Origin of the sequence: Aminobacter sp. DSM 101952 (assembly GCF_001424795.1) — a bacterium.
Taxonomy (GTDB): domain Bacteria; phylum Pseudomonadota; class Alphaproteobacteria; order Rhizobiales; family Rhizobiaceae; genus Aminobacter; species Aminobacter aganoensis.
Window position 1 is genome coordinate 713,725 of the sequence record NZ_LMCL01000001.1, and the last position, 6,441, is coordinate 720,165.

A 6,441-nucleotide genomic window follows, 5' to 3' on the forward strand; every position below is an offset into this window, starting at 1 on the left:
AATGGACACCGGCCTGACCGCGATTTCCGAAGCCGACATCGAAAAGCACCGCGCCACCGCGCAGAGCTTCATCACCCGTATCGTCGTGCTGGAGGACAGCTCCGGCCAGTCGGGCACGGCACTCGCCGGCACCAACCGGCGCTTCGTCTCGACGGTCTCGACCGGCTCGATCCGCAAGACGCGCGAGGTCGAGCTTCAGAAGACCGTCGGTGCGATCCGCCCCGACGACCAGCTGATGTCGATCGCCCAGCACACGCTGCTGTTCCGCGCCCGCCGCGGCATCGCGGTGGCGCTGGCCGTCTCGGACGTCTTCTCGCGCTCGACAGACCTCGAAGCGTTGCAGGCCAAGAACGCCCGCAGCCCGCTGGAGGGCGACGAGGCCAGCCATTTCAAGAAGCTCTTGTCGGCGTCCGCCTATGTCGCGGCGTTTTCGCTTGCCTCCTATCTCGCCCAGCTGATCGACAGCGACGGCGAGGCGCCGAATGACGTGACCGAGCCCGACTTCCTGTTCGACACGCCGCAGGACGCGGTGAAGTCGACCGTCTCCGGCCTCGACCGAGCGCTGTCGGGCGCCAAGGACGATGCCGACCTTTTGACCCGCGGCCGCGCCTTTGCCCGTGTGGCGATCGAGGGACTGCTCCAGCGCAAGGGCCGCTTCGACGGGCTCGGCGCCTTCGAGAACGCCCATATCCGCATCGACGCCGACGACTTCACCCTCGACGGCTTCGACGTGGCTCCGGGCAAGAAGTCGAAACCGCTGGTCATGACCTTTAAGAAGCCGCAGGAGGTCGTCGGCAACCACATCGCCAAGTTCCAGTCGGTCCGGCTGGCCAAGATGCTGATGGCCTATGACTTCGACCGCGAGTTGAACCCCTTCGTCGAGCTCGGCGGTTTTTTGTTTACGTTCATTGGCGACGGCGCGCCGGGCACCGGCAAGACCACGCTGATCCAGATGATCGCCGGCCTGGTCAACAACTACTGCCAGGTCGCCGGCTACCCGTTCGCTTACGAGAATTTCGGCGTCGACCAGATCTCGTCCTACCAGGGCAAGTCGGGCCAGAACTGCCGCCAGTTCATCAACAACGTGCTCAACCCGCGCGCCATCGGCTTCGGCACCATCGACGACATCGACCAGGTGGCGGCCAAGCGCTCCGACGACCGGGCATCGGCCGGCCAGCAGGAGATCACCGGCGTGCTGATGGACGCCTTCGCCGGCGCCGGCACCGTGGTGCGCGGCAACTGCTCCTTCGGCATGTTCTCCAACTATCCCGAAAATGTCGACGACGCATTGCGCCAGCGCGCCGGCGCACGCTGGCTGGTCGACGGCCCGCAGACCCGCGACGACTACATCGACATCTTCGTCCTGCTCGCCGGCAAGAACCACAAGATCCCGCTGGGCGAGCACGAACTCTACGCCGCCCAGGAAATCCAGCGCGCCGTGACCGAGGCCTATGAAGAACACGAAGAGCCGCAGGAAGACGGGCTGATGAAAGTGTTCGACCGCTTCATGAAGGACAATGGCGAGCCGAAGACGCTCGCCGATATCGGCACCTATCTGCACATGATCAAGGAGGCCGAGCCGCGCTTCACCGGCCGCGCCATCAAGAACGTCACCGACGCCATCAAGATGCGCGCCATGGACATCGAGCTGCCGGACGAGTGGTTCGAAAAGCCCGAGGCCTTCATGCACAAGGGCTATGACGAGAAGAAAGCAATGATCGAGGAACTGCGCGGGCCGTTCTCGCTTGCCATGGTGATGCAGGAGATCAACCGCTACGCCGACTCGGAGTTCCGCTACTCCGACAAGTCGGACGATGCCGCCGTGTCGAAGCTGCTCCGCGATGCAAGGCTGCGCGAGCGCGCGGCGAAGGAGATGGAGGAACTGAAGGCGAAGGGGCTGTGGAATGCGTGACGGGCGCTGGCCTTTCCTTCTCCCCTTGCGGGAGAAGGTGTCGCCGCAGGCGACGGATGAGGGGTGCTCCAGCGCAGCTCTCCGTCCATCACCCCTCATCCGTCTCGACGCTGCGCGTCGATCCACCTTCTCCCACAAGGGGAGAAGGAAGGAGCGCACCTTCGGCCACCTTTTGCCCATAAACGGGGAGAAGGAAGGGATGCAGTAAAATGGACCTGCTCCGCGACAACGAACTGATCTACGGCCGGTTGCTGCCGGTAGACGAGCCGCATCTGATCGAGCGCTACAACAAGGCCCTGACCGCCTTCGGGCTGAAGCCGACCAGGCTGAAGAGCTTCGAGATCGACCGCACCGGGTTTTCGCCGCAGGTGGCCGAGGAACTGGGCGACTATCAATATCTCGACCCCAACGAGGTCAACCGCCGCTTCATCATCCTGACGCCGTCGCAGGCCGACCTGCCGGTGGTGCACACGGCGTTCTCCAACACCTCGCAACTGCTGTTCGAATTCATGTCGAAGAACCAGCGCGCCATCGACGCGCTGACCATCAAGGACGTGATCTACGGCGAGATCGAGGATTCGGTCTCCAAGGTCGAGGACATCGAGGATCTCCTGTCGATCAACCAGGTCGAGTTCCGCGTGCTGTCGGCGGAGGACGTGCTCGGCAAGGCGGCCGAGCTCGGCAAGCTGGTCGACAGACTGAAGCAGGAACCGGACGCCTGGCGCGATGACGCCATGCTCCAGCGCATGGTCGATCTCGCCAAGGTCTGCGGCGACATCCGCGAGAACGCGCTGGTGCCCGACCAGGTGATCTTCCGCCACAACGCCTTCTGGACCAGCCATTTCGGCGGACTCTACGTCTTCGTCGACCGCGATGTGACGACCGTCATTTCCGATCCCTCGGCACCGGGCTTCCGCCGCTCGCGGCCGTGGCAAGTGAGTTACCTGTCGATCCGCGACGCCGACAAGGTGTTCAAGTTCCTGGCCTCGACCGGCCGCCTCGACCTGCCGCGCGCCTCGTGGGTCGAAAGCTCCGGCTATCTCGAGCACCGCGCCGAAATGGCGGTCAGGGCGCTGATCCGCGCGGCCGAGCCGAAGCGCGACCTGGGCAAGGTCGACAAGGTGTGGCTGCAGACCTGGATCCACAGCCATGCCGACGCCATCAACAGCGACGGCACCTTCCCCTTCCTCAATGCCGCCAAGCGCGAGATCGCGCAGCTTGGCCAGCTCAGGCTCGAGGAGGTGTTCCCGCTGCACCGTTTCCTGGTCGTGCGCGCCAAGCCCGACCATCCCGACGCCTGGCTGACCAACCGGCTGATCTCGGAATTCGTGCCGGCCGATTTCGTCTCGCGCTATGTCTTCAACAAGCAAGGCTTCTACAAGGACTATGAAGAGCTCAGCGAGACCTGGCGATCCAATGTTGTGGACACGCTCAAAAACTCATATCTGAAAGACAAGGCAGCGTTCCGCGCACAGCTTTACGGCCTGACCGACTGAGGGGGTTCCATATGCTTGATCCGATCGTGAACTTCTTCACCCGGATATTCCAGCTGATCGGCCGTGGCCTCGGCTTCGTCATCGGTATCCTGCTTTGGCCCTTCATGTGGCTCGGCCGCTGGTACGTCCAGCGCGGCTGGATCCTGAAAGGCACGCTCGGCGCGGCCATCCTCGGCCTGGTGGCGCTCTACGGCTACTTCATCTGGAACACGCAGGTCTGGACCAACTTCGATCCCGACTATGTCGCCGCGCACAATTTCGACAACCGCAACGTTTCGGCGGGCGAGCAGATCGTTGCCGGCGGCGGCACCGACACCGCGCGCACCTGCGGCCGCTCGGCGATCGCCGACATCTCGGCCGAGCTGACCAATTTCAACGTCAACGAGAATGCCTGGATCTCGTCGATGATCCTCTACAAGACGGGCCTGTTCGGCCTGTCCTGGGACAAGACGCCGTTCCTTGACAACAAGGCATCGTTCCAGCGCGGCATCAACCAGGCGATCCGCCGCACGACGACCGAACTCGCCGACAATCTCGGCCGCGTGCGCGGCACCAGCCAGGTCGATTCCGACCTGCAGGACGCCCGCGGCAACATGCAGTTCGACGAATACACCTGGTATTTCGGCCTGAGTCCGTTCGGCCCCAAGACCCCGACCCCGAGCTATTACCGCTCGGCGATCAAGAGCCTGAACAATTTCAACGCCCGGCTCGAAAAGTGCGAGTCGGTGTTCGACGCCCGCGCCGACAATTTGATCCAGTTCATCGACCGCATCGCCAACGACATCGGCGCGACGTCGGCGATCCTCAAGGACCGTGCCGAAAACTACAACAATGGCTGGTTCGACCCGCGCGCCGACGACCGCTTCTGGTTCGCCTATGGCCAGCTCTACGGCTACTACGGCCTGCTGAAGGCGACCCATGCCGACTTCGAGGACGTGCTGCGCACCCGCAACCTCGACAATCTCTGGGACACGATGGAGCAGCAGACCCGCTCGGCGCTCAACATCCAGCCCTTCATCATCTCCAACGGCGCCGAGGATGGCTGGTTCATGCCGTCGCACCTGATCACGATGGGCTTCTACATCCTGCGCGTGCGCTCGAACCTCGTCGAGATCAGCAACGTGCTGAGCAGGTGAGTGGGTAGAAGGAGCGGACGGGCATGCGCGCGTCCAGGCGCTGAAGTCTGAGCTCCCTACTCCCTGTCGCAATCCGTGCATTGGGCGGCTGTTTTGAGACGGCAGCACAGGCTAGTGTCGCGTTTCTATGCGCCCACGAGCACGGGTGCATTCGCCCACTCACGCAAAGTCTGCTTCCGGAGGAGCCGCCATGGCCGAGCACAAGACCGATATCCAGATTGCCCGCGCGGCAAACAAGAAACAGATCCAGGAGATCGGCGCCAAGATCGGCATTCCGACCGAGCACCTGCTGCCCTACGGCCACGACAAGGCCAAGATCTCGGCCGAGTTCATCGCCAATGCGCGCAAGAACAAGGACGGCAAGCTGATCCTGGTCACCGCGATCAACCCGACGNTACGGCCACGACAAGGCCAAGATCTCGGCCGAGTTCATCGCCAATGCGCGCAAGAACAAGGACGGCAAGCTGATCCTGGTCACCGCGATCAACCCGACGCCGGCCGGCGAAGGCAAGACCACSACCACGGTCGGCCTCGGCGACGGYCTCAACCGCATCGGCAAGAAGGCCGTGGTCTGCATCCGCGAAGCCTCGCTCGGRCCCAACTTCGGCGTCAAGGGCGGTGCCGCCGGCGGCGGTTATGCCCAGGTCGTGCCGATGGAGGACATGAACCTCCACTTCACCGGCGACTTCCACGCCATCACCACCGCCCACAACCTGTTGTCGGCGCTGATCGACAACCACATCTACTGGGGCAACGAGCTCAACATCGACACCCGCCGCGTCGTCTGGCGCCGCGTCATGGACATGAACGACCGGGCGCTGCGCCAGATCAACTGCTCGCTCGGCGGCGTCGCCAACGGTTTCCCGCGCGAAGCCGGCTTCGACATCACGGTYGCCTCGGAAGTCATGGCGATCCTGTGCCTGGCGACCGACCTCAAGGACCTCGAGAAGCGCCTCGGCGACATCATCGTCGCCTACCGCCGCGACAAGAGCCCGGTGTTTGCCCGCGACCTCAAGGCCGACGGCGCGATGGCCGTGCTGCTCAAGGACGCCGTCCAGCCGAACCTGGTGCAGACGCTGGAAAACAACCCCGCCTTCGTCCATGGCGGCCCGTTCGCCAACATCGCGCAYGGCTGCAACTCGGTGGTCGCCACCACCACCGCGCTCAAGCTCGCCGACTATGTCGTCACCGAAGCCGGYTTCGGCGCTGACCTCGGCGCCGAGAAGTTCTTCGACATCAAGTGCCGCAAGGCCGGCCTGAAGCCTGCGGCTGCCGTCATCGTCGCCACCGTGCGCGCGATGAAGATGAACGGCGGCGTCAAGAAGGAAGACCTGGGCAAGGAAAACATCGAGGCGGTGAAGAAGGGCTGCGCCAACCTTGGCCGCCACATCGAAAACGTCAAGCAGTTCGGCGTGCCGGCGGTGGTGGCGATCAACCACTTCTACTCCGACACCGACGCCGAGATCGCGGCGATGAAGGAATATGTCGCGGCGATGGGCGAAGAAGCCATCGTCTGCAAGCACTGGGCCCATGGCTCGGCCGGCATCGAGGAACTCGCCCACAAGGTGGTCAGCCTGGCCGAGAGCGGCGCCTCGCAGTTCGCCCCGCTCTACCCCGACGACATGAAGCTGTTCGACAAGATCGACACCATCGTCAAGCGCATCTACCGCGGCTCGGAGGCGATCGCCGACAAGTCGGTGCGCGACCAGCTCCATGCCTGGGAACAGGCCGGCTACGGCCACCTGCCGGTGTGCATGGCCAAGACCCAGTACTCGTTCTCGACCGATCCCAACCTGCGCGGCGCGCCCACCGGCCATGTCGTGCCGGTGCGTGAGGTCCGCCTCGCCGCCGGCGCCGGCTTCATCGTCGCCATCTGCGGTGAGATCATGACCATGCC

General features: G+C 63.9%; 4 protein-coding genes and 1 pseudogene. All 5 read left to right on the forward strand.

Going from position 1 to position 6,441, the window contains the following annotated elements:
* Window position 1 precedes the first annotated feature (1 nt).
* Window positions 2-1,912: an AAA family ATPase gene (locus ASC75_RS03465; protein WP_055970557.1), complete on the forward strand. Its 1,911-nt coding sequence runs from the start codon at window positions 2-4 to the stop codon at window positions 1,910-1,912.
* Window positions 1,913-2,121: 209 nt separating this feature from the next.
* Window positions 2,122-3,408 (forward strand): DUF6638 family protein, encoded by a 1,287-nt coding sequence (locus ASC75_RS03475; protein ID WP_055970560.1) that lies wholly within the window; start codon window positions 2,122-2,124, stop codon window positions 3,406-3,408.
* Window positions 3,409-3,419: 11 nt separating this feature from the next.
* On the forward strand, window positions 3,420-4,544 hold the full coding sequence (locus ASC75_RS03480) for a DUF2333 family protein (RefSeq protein WP_055970562.1): 1,125 nt from the start codon (window positions 3,420-3,422) through the stop codon (window positions 4,542-4,544).
* A gap of 190 nt (window positions 4,545-4,734) precedes the next feature.
* A partial coding sequence (locus ASC75_RS26610) for a formate--tetrahydrofolate ligase (RefSeq protein WP_244487737.1) occupies window positions 4,735-4,938 on the forward strand: 204 nt, incomplete at its 3' end.
* 1 nt (window position 4,939) lies between these two features.
* Window positions 4,940-6,441 (forward strand): annotated as a pseudogene (locus ASC75_RS03485) (formate--tetrahydrofolate ligase); the annotation flags it as partial.